At 73.4% G+C, this 25,685-nt stretch carries 24 protein-coding genes; 6 read left to right on the forward strand and 18 right to left on the reverse strand.

The features are described from left to right. Nucleotides 1-20 precede the first annotated feature (20 nt). The 6 genes from ACTMTJ_RS28300 to ACTMTJ_RS28325 all read right to left on the reverse strand — a co-directional run bounded on the left by ACTMTJ_RS28300 (nt 21) and on the right by ACTMTJ_RS28325 (nt 5,284). Nucleotides 21-683 carry a DUF4386 domain-containing protein gene (locus ACTMTJ_RS28300; RefSeq protein ID WP_441221192.1) on the reverse strand — a complete coding sequence of 221 codons (663 nt, stop codon included), beginning with the start codon at nt 681-683 and terminating at the stop codon, nt 21-23. 236 nt (nt 684-919) lie between these two features. Beyond that, complete coding sequence (locus tag ACTMTJ_RS28305; RefSeq protein WP_441221193.1) at nt 920-1,735, reverse strand: SCO1664 family protein; 816 nt, start codon at nt 1,733-1,735, stop codon at nt 920-922. Nucleotides 1,736-1,871: 136 nt separating this feature from the next. Beyond that, a complete protein-coding gene (locus tag ACTMTJ_RS28310) occupies nt 1,872-2,459 on the reverse strand; it encodes a DUF3090 domain-containing protein (RefSeq protein WP_441221195.1) in 588 nt (195 codons plus the stop codon). A gap of 183 nt (nt 2,460-2,642) precedes the next feature. Further along, entirely contained in the window at nt 2,643-3,338 is a 696-nt protein-coding gene (locus ACTMTJ_RS28315) for an MSMEG_4193 family putative phosphomutase (protein ID WP_441221197.1), read from the reverse strand. A gap of 10 nt (nt 3,339-3,348) precedes the next feature. Continuing rightward, complete coding sequence (locus tag ACTMTJ_RS28320) at nt 3,349-4,182, reverse strand: undecaprenyl-diphosphate phosphatase (RefSeq protein WP_441221198.1); 834 nt, start codon at nt 4,180-4,182, stop codon at nt 3,349-3,351. Nucleotides 4,183-4,231: 49 nt separating this feature from the next. Continuing rightward, the gene (locus tag ACTMTJ_RS28325; protein ID WP_441221200.1) at nt 4,232-5,284 is read right to left on the reverse strand and encodes an LLM class F420-dependent oxidoreductase; all 1,053 of its coding nucleotides are present in this window, start codon (nt 5,282-5,284) and stop codon (nt 4,232-4,234) included. Between the two features lie 87 nt (nt 5,285-5,371). On the opposite strand from ACTMTJ_RS28325, the gene ACTMTJ_RS28330 reads away from it, so the two are divergent. After that, nucleotides 5,372-6,352 (forward strand): aldo/keto reductase, encoded by a 981-nt coding sequence (locus tag ACTMTJ_RS28330; protein ID WP_441221202.1) that lies wholly within the window; start codon nt 5,372-5,374, stop codon nt 6,350-6,352. Nucleotides 6,353-6,421: 69 nt separating this feature from the next. After that, the gene (locus tag ACTMTJ_RS28335) at nt 6,422-6,613 is read left to right on the forward strand and encodes a DUF5703 family protein (protein ID WP_441221204.1); all 192 of its coding nucleotides are present in this window, start codon (nt 6,422-6,424) and stop codon (nt 6,611-6,613) included. A 130-nt stretch (nt 6,614-6,743) separates the two neighbouring features. Here the strand turns inward: ACTMTJ_RS28335 and ACTMTJ_RS28340 are convergent, their stop codons facing one another. From ACTMTJ_RS28340 to ACTMTJ_RS28370, 7 genes are all read right to left on the reverse strand, one after another. Next, entirely contained in the window at nt 6,744-7,253 is a 510-nt protein-coding gene (locus tag ACTMTJ_RS28340; RefSeq protein ID WP_441221206.1) for a pyridoxamine 5'-phosphate oxidase family protein, read from the reverse strand. Beyond that, nucleotides 7,254-8,339, reverse strand: coding sequence for a serine hydrolase domain-containing protein (locus ACTMTJ_RS28345; protein WP_441221208.1), 1,086 nt, complete (start codon nt 8,337-8,339; stop codon nt 7,254-7,256). Nucleotides 8,340-8,386: 47 nt separating this feature from the next. Beyond that, complete coding sequence (locus tag ACTMTJ_RS28350; protein WP_441221209.1) at nt 8,387-9,754, reverse strand: BNR-4 repeat-containing protein; 1,368 nt, start codon at nt 9,752-9,754, stop codon at nt 8,387-8,389. Between the two features lie 42 nt (nt 9,755-9,796). Next, a complete protein-coding gene (locus tag ACTMTJ_RS28355) occupies nt 9,797-12,625 on the reverse strand; it encodes an NACHT domain-containing protein (RefSeq protein WP_441221211.1) in 2,829 nt (942 codons plus the stop codon). A gap of 29 nt (nt 12,626-12,654) precedes the next feature. Then, nucleotides 12,655-13,374 carry an ABC transporter permease gene (locus tag ACTMTJ_RS28360; protein ID WP_441221213.1) on the reverse strand — a complete coding sequence of 240 codons (720 nt, stop codon included), beginning with the start codon at nt 13,372-13,374 and terminating at the stop codon, nt 12,655-12,657. Next, entirely contained in the window at nt 13,371-14,810 is a 1,440-nt protein-coding gene (locus ACTMTJ_RS28365) for an ABC transporter permease subunit (protein WP_441221215.1), read from the reverse strand. The genes ACTMTJ_RS28360 and ACTMTJ_RS28365 overlap by 4 nt, the downstream gene beginning before the upstream one ends. A 71-nt stretch (nt 14,811-14,881) precedes the next feature. Further along, a complete protein-coding gene (locus ACTMTJ_RS28370; RefSeq protein WP_441221217.1) occupies nt 14,882-15,799 on the reverse strand; it encodes an ATP-binding cassette domain-containing protein in 918 nt (305 codons plus the stop codon). 87 nt (nt 15,800-15,886) lie between these two features. On the opposite strand from ACTMTJ_RS28370, the gene ACTMTJ_RS28375 reads away from it, so the two are divergent. Together ACTMTJ_RS28375 and ACTMTJ_RS28380 are read left to right on the forward strand one after the other, a co-directional pair. Continuing rightward, complete coding sequence (locus ACTMTJ_RS28375; protein WP_441221219.1) at nt 15,887-16,549, forward strand: response regulator transcription factor; 663 nt, start codon at nt 15,887-15,889, stop codon at nt 16,547-16,549. Beyond that, complete coding sequence (locus ACTMTJ_RS28380) at nt 16,549-17,604, forward strand: sensor histidine kinase (RefSeq protein WP_441221221.1); 1,056 nt, start codon at nt 16,549-16,551, stop codon at nt 17,602-17,604. Before ACTMTJ_RS28375 ends, ACTMTJ_RS28380 begins: the two co-directional genes overlap by 1 nt. An 18-nt stretch (nt 17,605-17,622) precedes the next feature. On the opposite strand, the gene ACTMTJ_RS28385 is transcribed toward ACTMTJ_RS28380, so the two are convergent. Then, nucleotides 17,623-19,278 carry a DEAD/DEAH box helicase gene (locus ACTMTJ_RS28385; RefSeq protein WP_441221222.1) on the reverse strand — a complete coding sequence of 552 codons (1,656 nt, stop codon included), beginning with the start codon at nt 19,276-19,278 and terminating at the stop codon, nt 17,623-17,625. A gap of 23 nt (nt 19,279-19,301) precedes the next feature. On the opposite strand from ACTMTJ_RS28385, the gene ACTMTJ_RS28390 reads away from it, so the two are divergent. After that, nucleotides 19,302-20,522 carry an MFS transporter gene (locus ACTMTJ_RS28390; RefSeq protein WP_441221224.1) on the forward strand — a complete coding sequence of 407 codons (1,221 nt, stop codon included), beginning with the start codon at nt 19,302-19,304 and terminating at the stop codon, nt 20,520-20,522. Nucleotides 20,523-20,531: 9 nt separating this feature from the next. Next, the gene (locus tag ACTMTJ_RS28395; protein WP_441221226.1) at nt 20,532-22,607 is read left to right on the forward strand and encodes a molybdopterin-dependent oxidoreductase; all 2,076 of its coding nucleotides are present in this window, start codon (nt 20,532-20,534) and stop codon (nt 22,605-22,607) included. A gap of 56 nt (nt 22,608-22,663) precedes the next feature. Here the strand turns inward: ACTMTJ_RS28395 and ACTMTJ_RS28400 are convergent, their stop codons facing one another. From ACTMTJ_RS28400 to ACTMTJ_RS28415, 4 genes are read right to left on the reverse strand one after another with little or no spacing between them, the layout of a single operon-like run. Further along, on the reverse strand, nt 22,664-23,875 hold the full coding sequence (locus ACTMTJ_RS28400; protein WP_441221228.1) for an MFS transporter: 1,212 nt from the start codon (nt 23,873-23,875) through the stop codon (nt 22,664-22,666). Then, complete coding sequence (locus tag ACTMTJ_RS28405; RefSeq protein WP_441221230.1) at nt 23,872-24,792, reverse strand: aKG-HExxH-type peptide beta-hydroxylase; 921 nt, start codon at nt 24,790-24,792, stop codon at nt 23,872-23,874. Before ACTMTJ_RS28405 ends, ACTMTJ_RS28400 begins: the two co-directional genes overlap by 4 nt. A gap of 9 nt (nt 24,793-24,801) precedes the next feature. Continuing rightward, entirely contained in the window at nt 24,802-24,981 is a 180-nt protein-coding gene (locus ACTMTJ_RS28410) for a hypothetical protein (protein WP_441221232.1), read from the reverse strand. A 44-nt stretch (nt 24,982-25,025) separates the two neighbouring features. Then, the gene (locus tag ACTMTJ_RS28415) at nt 25,026-25,661 is read right to left on the reverse strand and encodes a hypothetical protein (protein WP_441221234.1); all 636 of its coding nucleotides are present in this window, start codon (nt 25,659-25,661) and stop codon (nt 25,026-25,028) included. Between the last annotated feature and the right edge of the window lie 24 nt (nt 25,662-25,685).

Genomic DNA, 25,685 nt, shown 5'->3' on the forward strand with positions numbered 1-25,685 from the left:
GGCGCAGCACGTTTCGGTGGTCAATGTGACACGGTGGCCGGTTCGGCGGTCCGAGGCAGCCGCACGCTCCCGAACAGGAGCCAGCCGCCGAGGATCACCTCGAAAAGGAATACGGGCACGAAGCGACCGACCGAGACCGCGGCCATATCTTCGGCACCGGGGAAGATGAGGACCGCCATGGTGAACGTGGCCAGCACGATGTTGGCGAACACGCCCCACCCGGCCAGCGCCCTGGGTACGTATCGCGAGGTGAACAGCAGGTAGCTGAAGACGGCGCTGCCGAGGCCGAGCAGGACCAGGCCGACACTGAATCCCGTGGTGTGTGCGCCGATGTACGTGTTGGCCAGGGCCTCGAGCTCGCCGGTTTCGAGCCTGCCGGTGTTCTCCGGATTGGTCAGCGCGGCGGGGACCGACAGGAAGGCGATCGTATTTGTGATCATGATCGTGGCTTGTGCCGTTCGCCAGAGGGCCGCGAGTAGGGCGAGGCCGGGATTCACCGATCGGAGCAGCACGTACAGCGCGACGGCCATGACGATGTCGCAGGCGAAGATGAGCACGTCGAGGGAGGCGGCCAGGCGAAAGAGCCGTTCCGATTCAAGGATGTTTGCGCGCGGTCGCCGTCGCGTCGGCGGCCACGATGAGGCTGGCCGGCACGAATACCTGGGCGAAGAAGCCGGCGCCATCAATAGCAGCAGGAGGAACCCGCGACGCGGGCCGTGGTGCGTTGCTGCGATTCGGTGTACATCGCGTGCCCCTCACGTTCGGGCCGGGGTGGTCCCGGCCGTCATGACCCCGATCGTGACGGGAGCGAGGGTGGTGGTTCATCGCGACATGGGCCGGAGTCCGACCGGCCGGTGGTGGGAGACAGAGGTCGTACTTCGGTCGCCGGCTCGCGGTAGGCCACGCCGCGACCGCCTGTTCAGATCGGGGGCCAGGGGACCGCGGGCCAGTCGTCCGACGGGGTGGGGAAGCGGCGCGTAGCCAGCAGCGCACCCACCCGCTCCAGCGTCCGCGCGACCTCCGCCCCCGTCAGATGCCCCGCCAACTCCTCGCCCAGTGACCCGCCCAAAGCCTCGCCGAGCCGCTCCAGGACCTCGACCGCTTCCTCGGGCAGACGTGACCGGCTCCAGCCCCACAGCACCGTGCGCAGCTTGTCGTCGACGTTGAAGCTCACCCCGTGGTCGCAGCCGAACACCTGGCCGCCGGCGCCGACCAGCACGTGGCCGCCTTTGCGGTCGCCGTTGTTGATGACCGCGTCGAAGACGGCCATCCGGACCAGCCTGGGGTCGTCGGCGTGGGCCAGGGCGTAGGCGTTGCCCTCCTCGTCGCGGGCCGAGGCGATGCGGAACCAGCCGGCCGGCAGCTCGAACGCAGGCACGAAGCCGACCAGCGCCTCGCCGTCGTCGGGTTCGTCGATCCACAGCTGGCATGCGCCGGGGCCGAGCGGGCCGTCGCGGAGGACGGTGGGCGGGACCACCCGCCAGCCGGTGGCGCGCGAGACGAGGTAGGCGGAGACCTCCCGGCCGGCCAGGGTGCCGTCGGGGAAGTCCCAGAGGGGCCGCTCCCCGCGCACCGGCTTGTACACGCAGCGGGTGGTCACCCCGTCGAGGGTGAGGAAGCCGCGCAGGGTGGTGTTGGAGGCGTCGACGAGGCGGCCTTCGATCTCGAACTCGCCCCGCTCCAGCAGCCGGAGCGCGTCGCCCTCGTCGAGCACCGGGGACGCCTCGACAGTCACGCGACGCGCCGCCGAGACCACGCCCCGGCGCCCCGCCGAGACGTCCCGGCCTCGCGCCGAGACCACGCCCCGGCGCCCCGCCGAGAGGTCCCGGCATCGCGCCGAGACCACGCCACCGCGTTTCGCCGAGAACGCTTCATCGGTGGTAGCCGTTGTGGCGGGGGCAGAGGTGCCCGCGCGGGTCGAGTGGCTGGCCGCACAGCGGGCAGGGCGGCCGCCCGGCCGCGAGCACCCGGCGGGCCCGGTCGATGAACGCCCGCGCGGCGGCCGGCGTGAGCCGCACCCGCAGGCGGTCGAGGTCGTCGTCGGGCTCCTCGTCGTCGTCCTCGTCGTCTTCGGTCAGCTCGGCGTCGCCGCCCAGCTCCACCTCGACCTCGGCCTCGCCGGCCGCGATCGCCTCGATGACCACGGTGGCGGTGTCGACGTCGTAGGCGAGCCCGAGCGTGCCCACACGGAACTCCTCGTCCACCGGCGTGTCGAGCGGCTCGTTGTCGGAGAGGGCCGCGGGTGCCTCGGGCAGCTCGGCGCCGAACCGGCGGTGCGCCTCGGCGAGGAGCTCTTCGAGCTTTTCGGCCAGCAACGACATCTGCACCTTCTCCAGTGCGACGCTGACCAGCCGGCCGCCGCCGCGGGCCTGGAGGAAGAACGTCCGCTCCCCCGGCGGACCCACGGTCCCAGCGACGAACCGCTCCGGCGGCTCGAAGGCGTGTACCTGGTGGGTCATACCTAAGACCCTATCCGTAGGGCGGCGCGTGTGTGCAGTGCGTTCAGCCACCGACCCGGCCGCCCGCCGCGGCGGCGCGGAGGCCACCTCACCACGGGACCGGGCCGGTGTTCAGCCACCGGCCGAGGCGCGAGACCGGGCCGGTGTTCAGCCACCGACCGAGGCGCGGGACCGGGCCGGTGTTCAGCCACCAGCGCGGCCGCCGACCGTGGCGTCGGAGTCGGCGGGGCGGGCGCGCCGCGGGCGCCGCCTTTTCCGGGGGACCAGGCCGGTCAGGTCGCCGCCGGTGTCGTTCAGGCGGAGGAGGAACGGGCGGGTGGGGGTGAAGCTGATCGCGGTCAGTGACGCCGGGTCGGCCACGATCCGTTGGAAGAGATCCAGGTGTACGCCGAGCGCGTCGGCCACGATGGCCTTGATCACATCGCCGTGGCTGCACGCCAGCCACAGTGCCTCCGGCCCGTGCTCGGCGGTGACCTGGGCGTCCCAGCGGCGCACCGCCTCGGCCGCCCGCGCCGCCATCGCGGCCATCGCCTCGCCGCCCGGGAAGACGGCGGCGCTGGGGTGCTGCTGCACGACCGGCCACAGTGGATCCTTGGCGAGCTTCTTGAGCGGCTGGCCTTCCCAGGCACCGTACCCGCACTCGGTCAGCCCTTCCTCCTCCACCGGCTTGGCGTCGGGGAGGGCGAGCTCGAGCGTCTGCCGGCAGCGGATGAGCGGGCTGGTGACGACGGCGGCGAGGGGGAGCGCCCGGAGCCGCTCGCCCACGGCGGCGGCCTGCGCCCGGCCCGTCTCGTCGAGCTCCACGGGGCGGCGACCGGCGAGCCCGCCGTCCGCGTTCGCCGTGGTGCGCCCATGGCGCAGGAGCAGCACAGTAGCCACGGAACCAACCCTATGTCGCGGTGATCGTGCCCGCCGCCAGGAGGCAGAGGACGAGGCTGCCGAGCGCCACCCGGTACAGCACGAAGGCGTACAGGGTGTGATGTGCGACATAGCGCAGCAGCCAGGCGATCGACGCGTACCCGAGCGCGAACGCGATCACCGTCGCCACCACCATCTGCGGCACCGACGGGGTGAGCCCCTCGCCGCTCTTGTCGAACACGTCCGGGATCGAGAAGATGCCGGACATCACGACCGCCGGGATGGCGAGCAGGAACGAGTACCGGGTCGCGGTCTCCCGGGTCAGGTTGAGCAGCATGCCGGCGGTGACCACGCCGCCCGAGCGGGAGACGCCCGGCACCAGCGCCATCGCCTGCGCGAAGCCCATCACCACGCCGTCCTTCAGCGTGAACTGCTCGATCGTGCGCACCTTGCGTCCCCAGTACTCGGCGAACGCGAGGATCAGCGCGAACACGATGAGCGTGGTGGAGACGAGGTACAGGTTGCGGGCGGCGGAGCGGATCTGGTCCTTGAAGAGGAAGCCGAACAGGCCGATCGGGATCGAGCCGATGATCACGTACCAGGCCATGCGGTAGTCCAGTGTGGACCGGACCGACCGGTCCCACAGCCCGACGATCCAGGTCTTCGCCAGCCGGTAGATGTCCTTGGCGAAGTAGATGAGCACGGCCGCCTCGGTGCCGAGCTGGGTGACCGCGGTGAACGAGGCGCCCGCGTCCTCCTCGAAGAAGATCGCCGAGGTGATCCGCAGGTGGGCGGAGGAGCTGATCGGCAGGAACTCGGTGAGCCCCTGCACGATCCCCAGCACGATCGCCTCGACCCAGGTCATGCCCGTCCTCGCTTCGCCGCGGACGGGCACGAGGCCGCGGTCCGCCCACTCATTCGCCAACCCCCGCGAGCTCCAGCGCCTCGGCGACGGTACGGAGCGTGTCGATCCCGATCTCCGCGTCGCCCGCGAAGAGCGTGAGCGAGAGGGTGGTCACGCCGGCCTCCGCGTACGCCGCGAGCTTGTCGGCGATCCGCTCCTTCGGCCCGAGCAGCGAGGTGCGGTCGATGAACTCCAGCGGCACCGCCGCGGCCGCGTCCCGGTGGCGTTTGGCCAGGTACAGGTCCTGCACCTCGCGCGCCTCGTCGGCGTACCCCATGCGGGCGGCCAGCTGGTTGTAGAAGTTGGTCTCGCGGCTGCCCATGCCGCCGACGTAGAGGGCGGCGTACCAGCGGACCAGCTCGGCGCAGGAGGCGTAGTCGTCGCCGACGACCGCGGGCACGCTGGGCACCACGTCGAAGCCGGTGAGGTCGAGCCCCGCCTTGGCCCGCCCGGCGGCGACCGTGGCGAGCTGCTCGGCGGCCGAGTCGGGGGCGAAGAAGATGGCCAGCCACCCGTCGGCGATCTCGCCGGCCAGTTCCAGATTCTTGGGGCCGACCGCGGCCAGGTAGATCGGGATGTGCGTGCGCGGCGGGTGGAAGCCGAGCTTGAGCGCCTTGCCCGGCCCGTCCGGGAGGGGGAGCGTGTAGTGCGCGCCCTCGTAGGAGACGGTCTGGCGGGCGATGGCCATCTTGACGATCTCGACGTACTCCCGGGTGCGGGCGAGCGGCTTGCCGAAGCGCACCCCGTGCCACCCCTCGGAGACCTGCGGGCCGGACACGCCCAGCCCGAGGCGGAAGCGGCCGCCGGAGAGCGAGTCGATCGTGGCCGCGGTCATCGCGGTGGCGGCGGGCGTACGCGCCGGGATCTGCATGACCGCGCTGCCCACGTCGATGGTGGAGGTCTGCCCGGCGATCCAGGCCAGCGTGCTGGGCGAGTCCGACCCGTACGCCTCCGCCGCCCACACCACCGAGTAGCCCAGCCGCTCCGCCGCCTGAGCCAGGGCCAGGTGGTCGGCGGGCGTGGTCCACGCCGTCTGGTACCCGAGTGTCAGTCCTAGCCGCACACTTGCCCCCAACCGTTCGAGTCGCACCAGGGTACGCAATAGCCACTCGCCTCTGGACAGTGACACAGCACTGAATAAGGTTCACCCATGCAGCAGCGACCGCTCGGGCGCAGCGGGCTGGCGGTTTCCCGGCTCGCGCTCGGCACCATGACGTGGGGCCGGGACACCGACCCCGACGACGCGGCCGCGCAGCTCAAGAGCTTCCTCGACGCCGGGGGCAACCTCGTCGACACCGCCGACGTGTACGCGGACGGCGAGGCCGAGGTGGTGATCGGGGAGTTGCTCGGCTCGCTGGTCGCCCGCGAAGACCTGGTGATCGCCACCAAGGCCGGCCTCCGGCCGGGCACCGCCCGCCGCCGCGACGGGTCGCGCGCACACCTGCTGAGCAGCCTCGACGCCTCGCTGCGGCGGCTCGGCACCGACCACGTCGACCTGTGGCAGGTGCACGGGTACGACACCGAGACGCCCCTGGAGGAGACGCTCACCGCCCTCGACCACGCGGTGGCCAGCGGCCGGGTGCGGTACGCCGGCGTCTCCAACTTCTCCGCCTGGCAGACCGCGCGGGCCGCCACCTGGCAGGCGGCGTTTCCGGGGCGCGCGCCGATCGTGGCCACCCAGATGGAGTACTCGCTGCTCGAACGCGGCGTGGAGCGCGAGGTCGTGCCGGCCGCCGCCGCCCTGGGCCTGGGCCTGCTGCCCTGGTCGCCGCTGGGCCGGGGCGTGCTGACCGGCAAGTACCGCAACGGCCGCCCGGCCGACTCGCGGGCCGCGTCACCGCACTTCGAGCCGTTCGTCGCGCCCTACCTGGAGCCGCGCTGCTCCAGCATCGTCGAGTCGGTGGTCACGGCCGCGAGCGGGCTCGGCGTGTCGCCGCTGGAGGTGGCGCTGACCTGGGTACGCGACCGCCCCGGCGTGGTCGCCCCCATCCTCGGCGCGCGCACGGTCGGCCAGCTGCTCGGCGCGCTCGCGGTGGAGGAGATGACGCTCCCCGCCGAGATCACCCAGGCCCTCGACGACGTCTCCGCGATCCCGGTCGGCTACCCCGAGCGCGACGGCCGTTCCTACTGATCACGCCGAGCGACCCGGCTCGTAGACAAGGGCTAGCGATACACCACAGGCGTGTGCAATATGGGTCGCATGGACTACGAATACGCGCCGCTGCGGTTACCACCGAATGTCGACCGCCTCACCGCCGCGGCGCAGCTGGCGATCCAGGCGGAGTTTTCGGGTTGGGAGCTCGCGCGGGTGCGGCTCTTCCGTGACGGCACCCGGCAGGTCGTGCTCCGCCGCCGGGTCGCCCCCCAGCCCCAGCCCGGCCTCTCGTACTGACGGCCAGCTCGACACAAGCGCGGCCCGCGTTGCGTCGCGCCCGGGGCCGGCCGCGCCAACCAGCTCCGCGGCCCCAGCCGGCCTCCTCCAGCGCACGCCGCTGGAGCGCTTTCCCGGGCGATTTGTCGCCCTAGCTGAAGCGGTAGCGGGTCTGGCTGTAGGCGTCACCCTTGCCGAACGCGAACGCCACCGCCGGCTCCACCCGGTAGAGCTGCACGCCGCCCGCACGGATCGTGTCGCCCATCCCGGCGAAGGTGCCCTCCGGGCTGGTCAGGTGCGCGCCGTACTTGGCCTCGAACGCGCTCGCCGCCCCGTCCCGCTCCGCGGCCTCGGTGACCAGGCGGGCCATGCCCTCGACGATCACGTCGAGGCCGCGCAGCGTGTTGGTGCCGGTGGCCAGCGCGCAACGGTCGTTCTCGCGCAGGTTGGCCGCCTTGCGCTCGCCGGCGCCGGTCGTGAAGTACACCGCGTCGGCGTGCCACGCCGCGATCAGCGGCGTGACGTGTGGCCGCCCGTCCGGCCGCACGGTGGACAGCCAGAAGACCTCGGCCCGCGCGATCTCCTCCAGCACGTCGGCCCACGGCGTGGCCGCCGCGTCCGGACTGCTGAACCGCCCGTCGAACTCCACCTCCGGCGCCATCTAGCGCCCCCCTTCCGCCACGATCCGTCCTACCGTCTCGACCGCCGTGAGGTCGCCGGCCGCGAACCTGTTGCGCATCACCGCGACCGCCACGCCGGTGTCGATGTCCGCCCACGCGGCCGAGCCGTTCACCCCGATCATCCCGAACGTCGAGCCCGCGCGCCCCTCGACACCGCCGGGCCGGTAGAGGCTGTAGCCGTACGCCCACGTGGTCGGGAAGCCCATCACCTGGTCCACCCCGGAGAACGCGGGCGCCGCCATCAGCGCCAGCCGCTCCGCCGACACGAGCGCCACGCCGGGCACGTGGCCGAGGAGGGCCGCGTACATCGTGGCCACGCCGCGCGCGCTCATCGTGCCGGCCGAGGGGATGTCGGCGGTGAGCACGTCGCGGCGGTTGGCGTAGGCCGCGTCGGGCATCACCGCCGCCGGCGTCGCACGCGCCGCCGGAGACCCTGTCGGTGGTCGCTCCAGCGCCGGGCCGGCCTCCTGCGTGGCCACCCGCCCCAGCAGACTCTCTGGTACCGACAGGAAGACCTCGGCCTCGACGGACAGCGGCTCGGTCACCAGCTCACGGAGCAATGTGGACAGCGGCCGCCCGGTTGCCCGGCGCAGCGTCTCGCCGAGCAGGTAACCGAACGTCTGCGCGTGGTAACCGGTCCGGGTGCCCGGCGGCCACCACGGCTCCGCGGCGGCGACCAGCGCGCACATGCGCTCCCAGTCGCACATGTCCTCGACCGTGACGTCCGCCGGCAGCCCCGGCACGCCCGCGGTGTGCTGCAGCACGTCCCGGAGGGTGACCCCGCCCTTGCCGTGCGCGGCGAACTCGGGCCACACCTCGGCCACCCGCGTGTCGTACCCGATGAGCCCACGCTCGACGGCGACGTGCGCGAGCGTGACCGTGACGCCCTTGCCGGTGGAGGCCGCGTAGAAGAGCGTGCCGGGTGTGACCGGTCGCCCATCGGGTGCCGCGCGGCCGGCGACGGCGTCCACGGAGGTGTCGCCGCCGCCCCGCACGGCGACCTGGAGGCCGGTCTCGCTCCCGCTCGCGACGAGGTCGTCGATGGCGCGCTGGATCCGCTCCCGCACCCTCCCTTTCTACCCGCACGCTCTCCCCGCGTGGGCGTGGCGGCGCGCTATCCGCGTGGGCGTGGTGGCGCGCCGGCCACGTAGATGTCGCCGTCGGCCACGTCGGCCGGGCGGGCGCTGCTCGCGCCGGTGAGGATCACGCGGGCCGGGTCGCGGTAGCCGTCGACCACCTCGACCCGCTGCACCGGCCGCGGCGTGGGGATCGTCGCCTCCGGGCGCCACAGCAAGCCGGCGGTCAGCGTGTAGGTGGCGACGGCGGTGACGGCCGGGTCGCTCGACGTGGTGTAGACACGCCAGGTGAGCGGGTCGACCCGCTCCATGTCGCGCACCCGGAGGCCGGACGCCACCTCACGGTCGTGCCAGCCGAGCGGCGTGCGAACGGTCACATGGGTGTGGACAACCCCCGCGGCGTCGAGGCGCATCCACACCGCGAACGGCAGGTGACCGCCGAGCGTGGCGCCGACCAGCTGGATGTAGTCGGGGGAGCGCGGGTTGACCGTCTGGAGTGGAGTGTCGACCACCTTGAGGTGCCGCTCCTGCTCCGCGTCGTCGACCGCCACGCCCAGGTCCACACCGGAGGCCGACCGGAAGCGCAGGTCGGCCGGGCTGAAGTACACGTGGTAGACGTTCTTGTGGTAGCGGTCGTGCAGGTGTCCCTCCGGGCCGCCACCGGCCAATGTGTACACGATGCCGACCCGCTCCGGTCGGCCGGGCGCGGCGGGCTCGTAGCGCAGCTGTCCGATGTAGATCTCGTTCATGTTGTCCGGCCGGTCACGGGGCGCGATCACCCACCGCTCGCCGGTCAGCGTCTCGGCGCTGGCCCAGGTGCGGCCGCCGTCGGTGGAGCGGACGTACTTCATCGGGCGAAAGTCGCTCGGATACCGGGGATCCAGGTCGCCGGCGGTCTCCCGGACGAAGACGACGATGTCGCCGTTCGCGGCCTTGACGACCATCGGGTAGGTGGCGCCGAGCCCTTCCGGGATCTCCGTGTCGGTCCAGGTGCCGGCGATGGAGTGCGGCTCGGGTGAGCGGGCCACCCACAGCTCCCGGTTGTGCATGCCGCGGAAGACCAGCAGGTGCCCGTCGCCGGCCTGGACGATCGTCGGGTAGTTGTGGGTGTCGTTGCCGCCGCCGGCCACCTTGACCGGCGCCGACCACCGCCCCGTGCGGTGGTCGTACTCCTGCACGTAGTTGTCCTCGAACCGCCCGCCCCAGGAGATGAAGGTCTTGCCGGCGCGGCGGTCGTAAACCCCGCCGTTGGTCGGTCGGCGGTCGGTGCGGGCGGCCACGTTGGACGCGACGGTGGTGAACGCGGTGGGCGCGCCGCTCACGCTCGCCCCGGCGGCCGCGGCGGGGGTGTGCAGGGCGAGCGGGGCGGCGATGGCGGCGGCGACGACGTACGGCAGGGCGCGCATCGATCCTCCTCAACGGCGAGGTCTGCGACACGATTGTGCATCCTAATCGCCATCGAGGAAAGCTTCCACATATGTGGATGCCTGGTCGCCGTCGTCCTCCTCCAGCCATGCCTCCAGCAGCGCGTGTGCCATCGACTCGAGCGGCTCGCCCGGCCGGTCCTTCATCGTGCGGCTGGCGTCCGGCATCGCCGCTTCGAGGGGCTCGAGGGTGTGGACGACGGCGTCGTCACTGGTCCGGCAGAGAAGGTGGGTGCGCCGGCGCAGGTACTCGGTGTCCCGGGACGCCATCATGCTGATCGTGCCCCGGCGGGGGTCGTCCGGCCGGATCTCGTAGGTCCAGTGCAGGTCGATCGGGGGCGTCTCGAACGTGCCGTCGTCCGCGCCCACCACCACGTCCCGGGCGCCGCCGACCCAGACCCGATCCAGCGTCAGCGCGTCCACCAGGCTCTGCCACTCGTCCCAGAGCAGCTGCGAGCGCCACAGCATCGCCTGCCGCTTCCAGCCGGACACCGGCTCGCCGTCGACGAAGTCGGCGCCGCGCAGCGGGCCGGCCGTGTGCACGGCGAGCAGCAGCAGGTTGGCGCTGTACGCGGCGTACCGGCCGGGCACCGGGAGCACCCGCGGCTGGTACGCCTCCAGCCGCCGCGGCGCCCGCGCGTGGTGCACGGTCCGCAGCAGGCGCACCAGCAGCCCGCCCAGCGCCCGCCGCTCCGCGGCGTCCACCCTGGACAGCATGCCGCGCAGGAAGCCGACCACCGGCGTGCGCACGCTCAGCACCGAGAAGGACAGCAGCGCGTGCAGCAGGTCGTCGTCGACCGGCGCGGCGCCGAACGAGAGCGTCGCGGCGGCGTCGCGGGCGGCGAGGTCGCGCAGTGCCTGGAGGGTCATCCGCGCGACGAGGAACTCGCCGAACGTGGCGTGCAGGAACTCGTACGTGCCCAGCCGCGTGCCGTCGCGGACCGCGCGGGCCCGGTGCACGAAGAAGAACCGCCCGAGCACGACCTCGGCCCGGCCCAGCGGTGCGCGCAGGTCGTTCACGGCGGGTAGTGGCTCGCCCATGACGGCGGCGAGGTCGGCGGCGAGGTCGGCCTCGGTGACCCATTGGGTGTTGCGGTTGAACATCGCGAACGCGACGAGCGACAGCCGCCGCAGCTCCTCCTCGACCGCCCGCTCGGTGTCGGGTGTGGACAGCCCGGGCCGGTGCTTGGTGACCTCGCGGCGGGCGAAGCTGCGCAGCAGCCGCTCGTACAGCTCGTCCTGCCCGAGCAGGCCTTCGTCGCTCGCGACGGTCAGCTGGCGCAGCGCGTTGCCGTCGGCGTCGTACAGCGCGAGCATGAGCAGCAGCAGCGGCTGCCCGGCCAGGTGGGGATGGGCGAGCACCACGGCCGGCATGAGCGGTGCGAGGCCGCGGGCGGCGAGGTGGGCGGCGTTGGCCCTGTTCCACACGTCGAGCCAGGCGGTGATGCGCTCCTCGTCGAACGGCTCCAGCCGCACCGCCACCGTCCCCTCCGGCGGCCGTGCCCGGTCGGCGACGCTCGTGCGGCTGGTGACGACCACCGCGACCGGGCGGCCCTGGTCGGCCTCGCGGCGCTGGAACGCGGCGACCCGGGTGAGGTAGTCGGACTGGCTCACGCCGGTCGCCTGGAGCAGCTCGTCGAAGCCGTCGAGCATCACGACCGGCAGCGCGTCGCCGGCCGACCGGGCCAGCGCCGGCCACTCGAGGCGTTCGCCGGTCTCGGCGCGGATCGCGTACTCGATCTGGTCCTGTAGGTCGGCGGTGATCGGCACGTCGCGGAGGGCGACCCGCACGGGCAGGAAGTCGGCCGCCGGCAGGCGGGCGGCGAGCACCTTGGTGAGCACCGACTTGCCGGATCCGGGCTGGCCGAGCACGAGCAGCGGCGCCTCGACCGCGCGCGGCGAGGTGAGGAACCCGGCGAGGAACGCCTCCAGGTCGTCGCGGACGTCCACATCGGACCACCAGGCCTCGTCGCTGGTGCGCCCGCCGGCGTTGGCGACCCGGTAGAGCGGTGTCACGTACGCCTCGCCGAGCGTGGGCACCCGCAGCCCCGGCGGCACGTCGCCGGCCTCGACGATCGGCCGGTCGAGCACGGCCTCGTTGGCCCGCGCGAGGGCGGCGCGCCGCGCGTCGGGCAACCGCCCGGTGGAGATGGCGTCGAGCACCCCGCCGAGCCCGGTGAGCGCGACGCCGAGGCCGCGCAGCTCGGCGCGGGTCGCCGAGTGCTCGCGCAGGCCGGACCAGAACGCCACCTCCGGGAAGTCGGCGCCGAGCTGGCGGAACAGCTCCTCGTACCGCGCGCGGGCGGCGGGCGGCAGCGCGTCGAGGGCCTGCCGGAAACGGTCCCGGTCGGTCTCCGGCAGCTTCTCCCACACCGCGAGGCCGCCGGCGAACCGGGCCAGCGCGCCGGACACCTCGCCGTAGTAGCGGTGCAGCCGCTCCAGGAGGCGGTCGTGCGGATCATGCGGGTCGGGCAGCCGCGGGCCCGGTTCGAAGACGAGGTGCGGGAGCGCGGCGCCGCCGCCGGCGACGGCGAGCTGCTCCTCCTTGGTCAGCTCCAGGTCGGCGAACGCGAACGGCAGGTCGGCCTCGGCCAGCGCCTCGAAGAACGCGGTCACGACGATGACCGCGTGTGCGGCTTCGAGGCGCTGGGTCCGCCCGTACCGGGACAGCCCGCTGCGCCGGTCGGACAGCCCGCGGACCACCTGGTGACCCAGGCGCACGAGCTCCGCCGGCAGCGGCACGGCCGCGCTGAGCACCGCGCCGCTGGTCAACGCCTCCAGCGCGTCGACGACCTTGCTGTCCCGTCCGCCGAGCAGGCGTACCGCGTCCGCGTAGCTGAGAACCTGGGGCATGCGCCCGACGCTAGCCGAGCCCCGCTCCTTCAGGCGTCGCGGGTTTGCAGGGCGAGGGCGGCGGCCAGGAGGGCGCCGGCCGCCCACAGGGCCACGACACCGAGGCCGGCCCACGGGCCGATCGGCAGGTCGTCGAGGCCGGTGGTGGCCTGGATGGACTGACCGGCGCTCATCGGGCCGACCTTCTCCAGGCGGCGCTGCCAGTCCTCGTCGGCCATCGTCGCCGCGACGATCGGGAAGAGGTAGAGCAGGCCGAGCACGCAGCCGACGGCCGCCGCCGGGTTGCGGACGAGCGTGGCGACGCCGAGCGCGAGCAGCGCGACGAGCAGCAGGTACAGCACCGAGCCCACCGCCGCGCGGAGCACCGGGCCGTCCGTCATGGACGGTCCGTCGCCGGCGAGCAGCGAGGCCGGCACCGCCACCGCGGCGGCCGGGAGCACGACCGTCGCGAGGACGGCCGCCTTGGCGGTGAGTACGGCCGGGCGGTGGGGGAGGGCGGCCAGCGTCAGGCGCATCATGCCGGTGGCGTACTCGCCGCCGATCGTGAGCACCGCCAGGACCGCGACCACGCACTGTCCGATGTGGAGGCCGGTGAGGCTGGTGCGGGTGGGGTCGCCGCCGGCGCACTCGCCGGGGGAGCAGGCGGCCGCGCCCAACCCGGCCGTACCCACCACGGCGGCCAGCAGCAGCCACACGGTGCCGGGTACGGTCCACAGCTTCGACCATTCGGCGCGGACGTAGGGTCTCACGCGTCCCTCCGGCGCAGCAGCCAGGCGGCGGCGGCCAGCGCCACCGCGGTCCACGCGGCCAGCACCCCGAAGCCGGCCCACGGCGGCAGCGGGAAGTAGCCGTCCTGCGGGATGTACAGGTTGGCCACCTGGTCGTACTGCTTGGCGCTCTGCTGTAGCGCGAACGCCGCCGCCGGCGTCACCCGCAGCACCCACCGCCCGACGTCCACCGGCAGCGCGGCCATCACCAGCAGGTACGGCAGCACGATCGTGGCCACGGCGGCGGTGACCGCGGTGGTGCCGCGGCGCAGCAGCGTGCCGAGGGCCAGCGCGAGCACCGCGGCGACCGCGAGCAGCGCGCCCGTGCCGGCGATCACGCGCAGCTCGGTGGCGGTGCCGACCGGGTGCACGTACACGCCGCTGGAGCGCAGCAGCCGCTGCCCGGCCGTCACCACGACCGCCGCGGCGACCACCCCGGTCACGAACGTCACCGCCGCGACCACCAGGGCCTTCGCGGCCAGCACCCGGCCGCGGTGGGGCGTGGCCGCCAGGGTGGTGCGGATCAGGCCGCGCCGGTACTCGCCGGTCGCCATCATCGTGCCGACCACGACCATCACGATCAGGGCCGCGAACGTGCCGACGAGCGTCGCCGTGATCGAGGTGCCGAGGCCGGCCGCGCCGGACACCGCCGGGGCGATGTCGCCGCTGCCAGTGAGCGTGTGGAGGTCACCGTCCCTTGTGTACTGGCTGTCCCGCCCGGGCAGCTCCCCGACGACCGTTTCGGTCCACCCGTCGCCGGGGGTGACGCTGTCGAAGGTGGCGGTGATCCGGCTGGGCTCGGTGGACGCGCCCATCCCGCCGATCGACTCGCTGACGATCTCCGCGTACTGCGGCGAGGTGGCGAACAGTCCGATCTCCACAGTGGAGGGCAGATCGTCGAGCCGCACCGAGCCGACGTCGGTCCACTGTGCACCATCCACCGACTCCGCGCCGGTGATGGTGTCGCCGGCCCGGGTCAGCCGCAGCCACCGCGGGCCACCACCGGACGAGCCGGCCCGGTCGTGCGTGTAGTCGTGCTGCATCCGTACCCCGTGTGCCGCGGTGAGCATGACCGCCGCGTAGCTGGAGCCGGGCCGGGTGCCGTCCTTGACGATGAGACCGGCCTTGGCCCACGGCGGCAGCGCGGCGCGGCCGGTGGCCAGCCGGCCGGTCATCGACGCCACCCGGGCGGTGACGCTGCCGTCGCCGGTCAGCGGGCGGTGCACGAAGGTGAAGCTGTCGGTCACCTCCGCGCCGTCCGGTCCCACCGGCAGCTCGCACTCCGAGCCCGGGCCGCGCTGCCCGCACGAGCCGCTCATGCCCCCGGTCAGCCCGAGCCCGACCATCGCCACGGCCGCGGCCGCGGTCGCGACCACCCAGCCGCGCACGGTCCGGAACTTCGTCCACTCCGCCCGCACGGCGGTCCAGAACGCTTTGCGGGGCCCCGGGGGAAACGTGGAGCGAAGCGGAGCGTTTTTTTGGGGTGCTTTCACGACGCGGCCCCCCGATATTCGACCGCGTCGCGGGTCAGGTCCAGGTACGCGTCCTCGAGCGTGGCCCGGTGCGCGGAAACCTCGGAGAACGGCACCCGGCGCGCGCCTAGCAGCCCGATGACCTCCTCGGCCGCCAGCCCCGACACGGTCAGCGTGTCCGGCCCGGCCGGTGTCACGCTGCCGCCCGCCTCGGCCAGCACGGCGCCGGCGACCGGCGCGGTGGTCCGCACGGTGACCCGGCCGCCGGCCGCCGCGTTGAGCAGGTCGGCGACGCCCGCGTCGGCGATCACCCGGCCCCGGCCGACGATCACCACGTGGTCGGCGGTGCCCTGGAGCTCGCCCATCAGGTGGCTGGAGACGAGCACCGCCCGCCCCTCGGCGGCGAGAGCCCGCAGGAAGCCGCGGGTCCAGATGATGCCCTCCGGGTCCATGCCGTTGAACGGCTCGTCCAGCATGATCGCGGCCGGGTCGCCGAGCAGTGCGGCGGCGATGCCCAGGCGCTGGCGCATGCCGAGCGAGAAGCCGCCGGCCCGCCGCCGGGCCACCGAGCCGAGCCCGACCACCTCGACCACCTCGTCCACCCGGGACGCGGGCAGGCCCTGCGAGTGGGCCAGCCACAGCAGGTGGTTGCGGGCGGTGCGGCTGGGCTGGAGCGCGCCGGCGTCGAGCAGCGAGCCGACCACCCGCATCGGGTACGGCAGGCTCCGGTACGGCCGCCCGCCCACCAGCGCGGTGCCGCCGTCCGGCCGGTCCAGGCCGAGGATCACCCGCATGGTCGTGGACTTGCCGGCGCCGTTCGGCCCGACGAAGCCGGTCACCTGGCCCGGCCGTACGGTGAACGTCATCCCGTCCAGGGCGAGGTGCGGCCCGTACCGCTTGCGCAGCCCGCGCACCTCGATAGTCGCGTCATCCATGGCCAGGATTTGTACGCCCCGGGCGGTGTCAGCCCGGTGCCGCGCGGCGACACCTCGTTGACACTTTCGGCCTGGCATCGTTGGCACATGCGCGTGCTCGTGGTGGAAGACTTCGAGATCCTGGCCCGGACGATCGGCACCGGGCTGCGCCGCGAGGGCATGGCCGTCGACGTGGTGCTCGACGGCGACGACGCGCTGGAGCACCTGGCCGTCACCCGGTACGACGTGGTGGTGCTCGACCGCGACATCCCGGGCACGCACGGCGACGAGGTGTGCCGGCGGATCGTGGCCGCGCACTCGGCGAGCAGGGTGCTGATGCTCACCGCGGCCAGCACCGTCAAGCACCGGGTCGACGGGCTCGGTCTCGGCGCCGACGACTACCTGCCCAAGCCGTTCGACTTCGCGGAGCTGGTGGCGCGGATCCGGGCGCTCGGGCGGCGCCCCACCACCGTGCTGCCGCCGGTCCTGGAGAGCGGCGACCTGACCCTCGACTCGAACACCCGCGTGGCCGTGCGCGGCGGGCGGCGGCTCGACCTGAGCCCGAAGGAGTTCGCGGTGCTGGAGTGCCTGATGGCCGCCGGCGGGCGGGTGGTGTCCGCCGAGGAGCTGCTGGAACGGGTGTGGGACGAGGCGGCCGACCCGTTCACGACCGCGGTGAAGACGACCGTGCGCCGCCTGCGCGCCAAGCTCGGCGAGCCGCCGGTCGTCCATACCGTGCGCGAGGCCGGATACCGGATCGGCGCCGCCTGATGGGCCGCCTCACGCTGCGCACGCAGCTCGTGCTCCTGTACGCCGTGCCGTTCCTCATCTCCGGCTTCCTGCTGCTGACCTTCTCGTTCGCGCAGAGCAGCTCCTCCGCGCCGGTGGGCAGCGGCCCGGCGCCCGAGGCGAGCGTGCGGGAGGGGCCGGACATCACCCTGTACGCGGTCGTCTTCGTCGTGACCGTGGTGGTCGCGATCGGGCTCGGCTGGTTCGTCGCCGGCCGCTTCCTTCGGCCGCTGCGCGCGATCGTGGCGACCGCCCGCGACATCTCCGCCACCAACCTGCACCGGCGGCTCGGCGACACCGGCCGCGGCGAGTTCGGCGAGCTGGCGCACACGCTCGACGACCTGTTCGCGCGGCTGGAGGCGGCGTTCGAGTCGCAGCGGCGGTTCGTCGCCAACGCCGCGCACGAGCTGCGCACCCCGCTCACCGCCGAGCGGACGCTGCTCCAGGTCGCGCTCGCCGACCCGAAGGCCACCACCGGCACCCTCCGCGCCGCCTGCCAGGAGGTGGTCACGCTCGGCGCCGCCCAGGAACGCCTCATCAACGCGCTGCTCACCCTCGCCAGCGGCGAGCAGGGCGTGGAACGGCGGGAGCCGTTCGACCTCGCGGCGGTGGCCCGGGAGGCGGTGGCGGCCCGCCGCACCGAGGCCCACCGGCGCGGCGTCCGGATCGAGAGCGCGCTGTCGGCGGCGCCGGCGGCCGGCGACCCCAGCCTGGTGGAGCGGCTCGTGGCCAACCTCGTCGACAACGCCGTGCGCCACAACACGCCCGGCGGCCGGGTCGAGGTGAGCACGGCGGCGACCGGCGCGGGCGGCCTGGTCCGGGTGTGGAACACCGGCCCGGTCGTCCCGCCCGGCGAGGTCGAGCGCCTGGTCCAGCCGTTCCAGCGCCTGGGCCGCGACCGCACCGGCCCGGACGGCCACGGCCTCGGCCTGGCCATCGTGCGCGCCATCGCCGCCGCCCACGGCGCCGCCCTCCGGGTCACCCCGCGCCCCGAAGGCGGCCTCGACGTCGAGGTGGCCTTTCCCCGAGGTACCTGACCGGCTGGGAGCGATGGGCTAGCGCGGGCGGGTGTAGCGCTCCCGTCGCACGGTGGCCTTGCGGCCCTTGATGGTGGTGCCGCGGAGGGCGGCGATCACCTCCTCGGCGGCGCGTTCCGGCACCTCGACGAGGGAGAAGCGGTCCGCGATCTCGATCGCGCCGATGTCGCGCCCGCGGAGGCCGGATTCGCCGGCGATGGCGCCGACAAGGTCCTGCGGGCGGACGCCGGCCGAGCGGCCCAGCCCCAGGAACAGGCGGGTCATGCCGCCGCCACCACCCTGGGAGGGGCGGCCGCCGCCCTGTGCGCGCGGCGAGCGGTCTTCGCGGGAGCGGGCCGGCACGTGCGGGATCTCCTCCTCGTCCTCCACGTCGCCGCCGGTGGCGTCGTGGGCGAGCTTCACCGCGGCCAGCGCCACGTCGAGGATGTCGAACTCGTCGGTGAGGGTCTCCACCACGACCCGGAAGCGTTCCAGGTCGTCGTCGGCGAGCAGGCTCTCGTGCAGGGCGGCGCGGGTCAGCTCCAGGCGGCGGGCGCGCAGGTCGGCGACGGTGGGGATCTTCTCGACGGCGATCCGCTGGCCGGTCACCCGCTCGATGGCCTTGAGCATGCGGTGTTCGCGCGGCTCGGCGAGGGTGATCGCGACGCCTTCGCGGCCGGCCCGGCCGACGCGGCCGACGCGGTGTACGTACGCCTCCGGCGCCGACGGGACGTCGTAGTTGACCACGTGGGTGAGCTGCTCGACGTCGAGCCCGCGGGCGGCCACGTCGGTGGCGATGAGCAGGTCGGCGGTGCTCGCCCGCAGGCGGCCCATGACGCGGTCGCGCTGCTCCTGGCTCATCCCGCCGTGCAGCGCCTCGGCCCGGTAGCCGCGGCCGTTGAGCGTCTCGGTGAGCTGGTCGACCTCCTCGCGGGTGCGGCAGAAGACGATCGCGGCGGTGGGCGCTTCGACGTCGAGCACCCGGCCCAGCGCGGCGGGCTTGTGCGCGCGGGCGACCACGTACGCGCTCTGCCGCACCGGCGGCGCCTCGCCCGGCGCGACCGGTGCGCGGCCCATCTCGATGCGGACCGGGTCGCGCAGGTGCCGCTTGGCGATCGCGGCCATGCGGGGCGGCATCGTGGCCGAGAAGAGCACGGTCTGCCGGCCCTCCGGCGTCTGTTCGAGGATGGCCTCGATGTCTTCGGCGAAGCCCATGTCGAGCATCTCGTCGGCCTCGTCGAGCACCACGGTCGCCACCCCGCCCAGCCGCAGCGTGTCGCGGCTCATGTGGTCGAGCGCGCGGCCCGGCGTGGCGACCACGATGTCGACGCCGCGGTCGAGCGCCTGGAGCTGGCGGCCGATCGGCTGGCCGCCGTATATGGGCAGGACCCGCACGCCCAGCTCGCGGCCGTACCGGTGGAACGCCTGCGACACCTGCACGGCGAGCTCCCGGGTCGGCACCAGGACGAGGCCGACCGGGTCGCCGGACCGCCCCTCGCCGGGCAGCCGCTGGAGCACCGGCAGCGCGAACGCGGCCGTCTTCCCCGTGCCCGTCGCCGCCTGCCCGAGCAGGTCACGGCCCTCCAGCAGGGGTGGGATCGCCTCGGTCTGGATCGGCGTGGGCTCCTCGTAGCCCAGGTCGGTCAGCGCGCGCAGCAGCTCCGCGCGCAGCGCGAGGTCAATGAAGGTGGTCACGTGCAGACGTTACGCTGGGCCGCGTGGATCAGCAGGTCGCCCCGCGAACGTTGCGGGGCAATCGCAGCTTCCACGCCTTCTGGGCGTCCCAGATCATGTCGGTGCTGGGCGACTCGTTCACGCAGCTGGCCGTTCCCCTGCTGGTCCTCGACGCGACTGGTTCGGTCGCGAAGGCCGGCCTGCTGACCGGCGCGATGGGCACGACGGCGGTGGTGGCGGGGATCTTCGCCGGCGTCCTGGTCGACCGGGTCGACCGCTGGCGGCTGCTGATTGGCTGCGACCTCGCCCGCATGCTGCTGCTCGCGGTGGTGCCGCTCGTGTGGCTGGCCCCGGATCCGCCGATCTGGGTGCTGTTCGTGCTGCTCCCACTCGCCTCGGCGGTCGGCATCACGTTCCAGGTCGCGGCCGTCACCGCGGTGCGCGGCATGGTCTCCGCCGACGAGGTCACGCGGGCCAACGGCCGCCTGTTCGCCGGCACCGCCCTCGCCTCGGTGGCCGGCCCGGCCGCGGCCGGCGCCGTGTCCGGCTGGATCGGTCCGGCGGCCGCGATCGGCGTCGACGCGGCGAGCTTCGGCTTGTCCGCGCTGCTGCTGCTCTTCGTCCGCATCCCCGCCCGGGAAGCCGCGCCGGAGGCCCGGGCCGGCCGGTGGGACGAGTTCCTGGCCGGCGCGCGGTTCCTGTTCCGGCAGCCGTCCCTGCGCGCGCTGACCGTGCTGCTGACCGCCGTCATCCTGCTGACCTACGGCATCGACGACGTGGTCATCTACCACCTGCGGCAAGGCCTGGACCAGCCGGACGGCACGATCGGCCTGGTGCTGACCGCCGGCGCGCTGGGCACGGTGACGGGTGCCCTCGTCGTCGCCCGGCTCCGCGAACGGCTCGGCTTCGGCGCCACCTGGATCGGATCGGGGGTCGTCACCGGCATCGCGGTGGCGGCGCTGAGCCTGACCAGCCGGCCCGCCGAGGTCGGTGTCCTGATGGGCGCCTACTTCGCCTGCGTGAGCGTGGGCGGCATCTGTTCGATGTCGCTGCGCCAGCAGGTCACGCCGGAGCACCTGCTGGGCCGGGTCACGTCCGCGTTCTGGACGATCCACTTCTCGCTCGGCGGCCTGGGCGCGGCGGCGTTCACGTGGCTGGCCGAGCACCACGGCACGACCCTCACGTTCCTGGTATCCGGCGCCGGCTGCCTGGTCGTGGCGGCGCTCGCGCTGGCGACCCCGGTCCGGCGGGCGCATCCCACGTAGGATCGGTCGATGGGTAGCACCCGGACGGTCCACGGTGCCTGCAACCTGTGCGAGGCGATCTGCGGCCTGCGGTTCACCGTGGAAGACGATCGGATCACGGCGATCAACGGCGACCCCGACGACCCGCTGTCGCGCGGCCACATCTGCCCCAAGGCCATCGCGCTGGGCGACCTCCAGGCCGACCCGGCCCGCCTGCGGCGACCGGTCCGGCGCACGGCCGACGGCTGGGCGGAGATCTCCTGGGACGACGCCTACGACCTCGTCGTGCGCAAGCTCCTGGAGACCCGCCGGCGGTACGGGCCGGACGCGGTCGGTGTCTACCTCGGCAACCCGAGCGTGCACAACTACGGCATCCTCACCCACGGGCGCCACTTCCTCGGGCAGCTGCGCACCCGCAACCGCTTCTCCGCCACCTCCGTCGACCAGCTGCCGCACCAGCTCGTCGTGCACTGGCTCTACGGGCACCAGCTGCTCATCCCGATCCCAGACATCGACCACACCAGCTACTTCCTGGTGTTCGGCGCCAACCCGCTCGCCTCCAACGGCAGCCTCATGACCGTGCCCGACGTGCGGCGCCGCCTCACCGACCTGCGGGCGCGCGGCGGCAAGCTGGTGGTGTTCGACCCGCGCCGCACCGAGACCGCGGCGATCGCCGACGAGCACCACTTCGTGCGGCCCGGCACCGACGCCGCGCTGCTGCTCGCGTTGCTCCACTGTGTACTGGCCGACGGCTCGGCCACACCCACGCCCGGCGTCGACGGCCTCGACGAGGTGCGTGCGGCGGTCGCCGGCTTCACGCCCGAACGCGCCGCCGCGGTCACCGGTGTCGACGCCGCCGTCATCCGGCGCGTCGCGCGGGAGTTCGCCGCGGCCGCCGGTGCCGCCGCCTACGGCCGGGTCGGCGTGTCGATCCAGCGTTTCGGCGCCCTGTCGCAGTGGGCGATCCAGCTGCTCAACCTCGCCACCGGCAACATCGACCGCCGCGGCGGCGCGCTCTTCACCCGCCCGGCCGTCGACCTCGTCGGGGGTGGGATCGTCGGCCCCGGCCACTACGACAAGTGGCGCAGCCGGGTGCGCGGGCTGCCCGAGTTCGCCGGGGAGCTGCCGGTGGCCGCGCTCGCCGAGGAGATCCTGATCCCCGGCGACGGGCAGGTGCGGGCACTTGTCACGGTCGCCGGCAACCCGGTGCTCTCCACGCCGAACGGCGCACAGCTCGACCGCGCCCTGTCCGGCCTGGACTTCATGGTGTCGGTGGACTTCTACGTGAACGAGACCACCCGCCACGCCGACGTCATCCTGCCGCCCACCACCGCGCTCGAACACGACCACTACGACCTGATCTTCCACACGTTCGCGGTACGCAACACGGCCCGCTACTCCGGCCCGGTGCTGCCCAAGCCGGAGGGGGCCCGCCACGACTGGGAGATCTTCACCGAGCTGGCCCGCCGCTACCGGCGCCACTCCGGCGCGAAACGGCGGCTCCGCGCCGACCTGCGCCGCGGCGTGCTGATGCGGCTGCGGCCCGACCAGCTCGTCGCGATCGGCCTGCGCACCGGCCCGTACCGCCTGCGCCTGCGCACGCTGCGCCGCCGACCGTCCGGTGTGGACCTCGGCCCGCTGCGCCCCAGCCTGCCCGCGGCCCTGCACACGCCCGACAAGCGCGTGCACGCCGCCCCGCCGCAGCTGCTGGCCGCGCTCCGCGACGGCACCGCCGAGCTGCTGGCCGCGCCCGCGGACGGCGAGCTGCGCCTGATCGGCCGCCGCCACCTGCGCAGCAACAACTCGTGGATGCACGGTTTTCCCCGCCTGACCAAGGGCCGCCCACGCCACCACCTGCTGATGCACCCCGACGACCTGGTCGCCCGCGGCCTGCACGACGGCGAACGGGTCCGGGTCACCTCGCGCGTGGGTGAGGTCGAGGTCGAAGTGGCCGCGACCGCCGACATCATGCCCGGCGTGGTGAGCCTGCCGCACGGCTGGAGCCACACCCGCGTCAACGACCTCACCGACGACGAGTTTCTGGACGCGCTGTCCGGCAACGCCGCCCTCAACGGCGTCCCGGTCACCGTCGTCGCGCTCCGGTAGCGTCCGGTCAGGACCCGACGTCGAGCGGCGCCGTGCTACGACGAGCCGCCCTACCGTCAGGCCCGGCGCAACGTGCCGGACGTGACCGCCAGGACGCCGACCGCGACGAGCAAAAGTCCGTCGACGACGGCCACCGGGCGGGGGCCGACGGAGTCGGCGAGCCCGCCGAACCCGAAGAACGTGGTGACGATGCCGACGTTCTGCACGATGCCCATCATGGCCGTGGTCCGGGACAGATGCGTCGGCGGTGACGCCGTGACGACCAGGGGAGTGAGGTGGGTGGCGGCGAGTCCGTATCCCGCTCCGACCACCAGCGCGCCGGCGAGGCCGAAGAAGAGGTTCGGCATCAGGGCGATCGAGATCGCTCCCGCGCCGGCGACGACGATGCCGGCGGCGGCACCGACCCCGAGCCGGCGCACCGTCCCGCGACGCGAGATCGCCGCCGCCACGACGAAGAACGCGAGGCCCTCGGCGCCGATGAGCCATCCGACGGCCGTCGCGTCCCAGCCGTGCTCCCGTACCAGCAGCGGTACGAAGAGGGTCACGACCGGGCCGAGGAACGCCGCCGCCGCGGCCATGAAGAGCAACGCCGTTCGCAGCAGGGGATCGCGCGCGACGAGCCGGATCCCGTCCCGGAGCTGCGCGCCCACGGGGGTGCGGTCGGCCGGTGGTGGCGGCGTGAAGGCCGGCCGGACCGCGGCCAGGGTCGCCATGACGAGCGCGAGGGCCGCCGCGTTGACGACCGCCGCCACCGCGAGGTCGCCGGAGGCCAGCACACCGCCCAGTGGCGCCGCGACGAAGGCCGCCATCCGCAGGCCCGCCTGCTGGGTCGCGTGGGCGCGGGAGAGCTGGTCGTCGGCGACCAGCCGGCGCACCATCGACATCGACGCCGGTAGGTAGAACCCGTTGACGACGCCGGAGACCGTGCTGTACAGGATCAGCACCCACAGCGCTGTATCGACAAACCTCGCTACGGTGGCCAGGCTGAGCGAGACCACCACCATCGTCACGAGTGCCGTGGTCATGACGCGCTTCGGGCCTACCCGGTCCACGATGGTGCCGCCGACCATCAGCAGCACCATCTGGGGGCCGATTCCGCACGCCAGCACCGTCGCCGCCGCGGTGCCCCCATGGGCCGTCGCGGCCCACTGCAACGCGATCACGAACGCGCCGCTCCCGATCGAAGCGACGGCCGTGCCGCGGAACCACCTGCGGTAGTCCCTCGGCAGCGACGCGCTGGCCACTGCCGAGGGTTGGCCGGGGATCATGACACCGCTGTCGTCCGATGGGGATCGATGGTGGCCACGAGGGCGCGACCCGCGTCGGTCAACGGCAGCTCCGCGGCGGCCGTCTCGTGGGCCGCGAGCAGGTCCTCCCGCGACTGGGCCAGCCGCTCCGGGATGGCGTGCTCGCCCAGCCGGCTCTGCCACTCGCACAGCCGCGCGAGGACGAACAGCTGGTGCAGCAGTCCCGCCGCCGTGCGGAGGTCCTCGCGCAGCGGGGTCTGGTACAGCCGGCCGCCGTCGTCGTGCAGGCAGGTCGTGCTCGAAAGGAGCCCGTTGAGCCGTACGTGCGACGACTCATGGATGATTTCCTCCGCCAGGACCACTGGCTGCAAGAGGTCCGAGGCGCGGATGCCCACCATACCGTGCGTATAGATATCGGTAAAGCCTATCGTCATGCCGGCGGTGAAGAATGTGAGGCAGCACAAGGTTACCGACATTTCCTCCAGCATGTCCGGCCAACATGTGGCCACCAAGCTGTGCGCCTCGCGGAGAGGTTTCCGGAAATCGAGGTCTTCCGGCTGGTAGAAGGTAATTGGTTCGAGATCGTCGAAGCGGGCCGAGTCGGCCTGGTGCCGCTCGACGGTGCGCGCTACGACGGCGTCGTCCGGAGGGACCAGGTCGACCGCGAACATCCCGTCCGCCGCGGTCTTCCGCGCCCGGTCGCGACTCTCGACGATCGTGCGGACCACGTCCGCCCTGGACAGGGCCGGGGTTCGTCCGGCCTGCACCGCCCATCCGACGGAGATCGACGCCGGGTGCACGAGGTCGCCGCCGATCTCCCGTTCGAGCTCCAGCGGATCGCATTCGAAGGCCTTGCCCAATTGAGTCCCGAGAAACCGCGAGAGCGCGGCACGTTCGAGCCGCGCTCTCGACGGATCGGGCTGCCAATGCAGCTCCATCAGGGATACTCAGCCGAAGACCGTGCCCGCGGCCCGCTGCTCGGAGATGGCGATTTCGGGAAGGGCCGCCACCGTGAGTTCGACCTGAGCCATTTTTCCTCCTTGTTTCGTTGGGGCGAAGGCACTATTTGCCGACGCCTGTCGATATTGGCAAACCGTGCTTACGCCCCACTTGCACCAGACTTTCATGTGACTAACGTCAATGCGTATGGTGCTGATATTTGTTTCGCGGTTCACCGGTGGGTGGCGACCGGCTGCGGCGCGGCGGTGGCCGGCGCGGGCTGGGTGTAGAGCGCGACGGCCATGGCCAGCAGCAGGGCGCCGTAGACACCCACGCCGCCGGGCAGCGCCTTGGTGAACGAGAGGCCGAGCAGGATCGTGGTCCAGACCCCGGCCGCGAGCGGGGTGTACCGCCGCCAGCCCCGCCACACGCCCGCGCTCAGGGTCGCCCGCCCGGCCAGCAGCAGACCGACGGCGGAGACCAGCGTGCCGAGGCCGAACATCGAACCCACGGTGGCCGCGGTGGTGTCGTCCATCGCCGCGTCGCGGATCGGGATCGAGGCCAGCTCGGCGAGCGTCAGCAGCAGCGTGCCCGCCACGGCCAGCGCGGTGCCGGCCCGTCCGGCGCGGGAGGTACCGGTGGCGCCGGCGCGGGCGAAGGCGACCAGGCCGACCGCGATGAGCAGGTGCAGGAGCGCGTAGACGGCGGTCACGACGACGAACGCGCCGGCGGACCACGGGTAGCTCCATCTGTCGTCGGAGACGTCGGTGGTGGGCTGGACGGCGAGCTGGACGACGGCGCCGGCGAGCGCGGTGCCGGCCGCGCCGGTGGCGAATGCCAGGGCGCCGCGGCGGATCGAGGTGGTCATTGCCTTCTCCCTCCGGTTTCGGGT

This window comes from Phytohabitans sp. LJ34 (assembly GCF_052068095.1).
Lineage (GTDB): Bacteria > Actinomycetota > Actinomycetes > Mycobacteriales > Micromonosporaceae > Phytohabitans.